Annotated in this window: 3 tRNA genes; all 3 read right to left on the bottom strand. The window is 60.9% G+C overall.

Going from position 1 to position 603, the window contains the following annotated elements:
• Positions 1-101: 101 nt before the first annotated feature.
• Positions 102-176 (bottom strand) — tRNA-Thr (locus A612_RS00320).
• Positions 177-224: 48 nt separating this feature from the next.
• Positions 225-298, bottom strand: a tRNA-Gly gene (locus A612_RS00315).
• 50 nt (positions 299-348) lie between these two features.
• Positions 349-434 (bottom strand) — tRNA-Tyr (locus A612_RS00310).
• Positions 435-603 lie beyond the last annotated feature (169 nt).

Raw genomic sequence — 603 nt, 5'->3', positions numbered from 1 at the left:
TACGCTCGAACTTACCTTTTGCCATTTTTTCGACTCCGAAAAAAACTACACCAACACCACAACCATTGGCACACCCCATCGCTGGAGCGCGCCCTTGTATTTGGTGCCCATGGGCAGGATCGAACTGCCGACCTCTCCCTTACCAAGGGAGTGCTCTACCACTGAGCCACATGGGCATTGCAAGGCCCCAGGCCCTGCGAATGTCTTTCTTGCCGCACAAGGTGTGGAGCGGGAGACGGGAATCGAACCCGCGTCATCAGCTTGGAAGGCTGGGGTTCTACCATTGAACTACTCCCGCAAGCCCTTGCGCCCGGGCAGCCACCTTGCGGCGCCTGCCAGCTTGCATCTTGGTGGAGGGAACTGGATTCGAACCAGTGTAGGCGCAAGCCAACAGATTTACAGTCTGCCCCCTTTAACCACTCGGGCATCCCTCCAAAGAATTCGAGAGTATAGCAGAAAATTCGGCTGCGCAACAAGTTTTTGTGTCCGCGCGACACCGAAGGGCGCTCCCGGGGCCGCCCCGGGCTCTGCCGCGCCGCCCGGTGTGGCGTGGCTGGCGCGGCGACGCGGCCTGGAACATGGGCGGGGCGGCCTGGCCAGTGG

It is taken from the genome of Melaminivora alkalimesophila (assembly GCF_000282995.1).
GTDB lineage: Bacteria > Pseudomonadota > Gammaproteobacteria > Burkholderiales > Burkholderiaceae_C > Melaminivora > Melaminivora alkalimesophila.
This window is presented reverse-complemented; position numbering and strand designations above follow the sequence as displayed.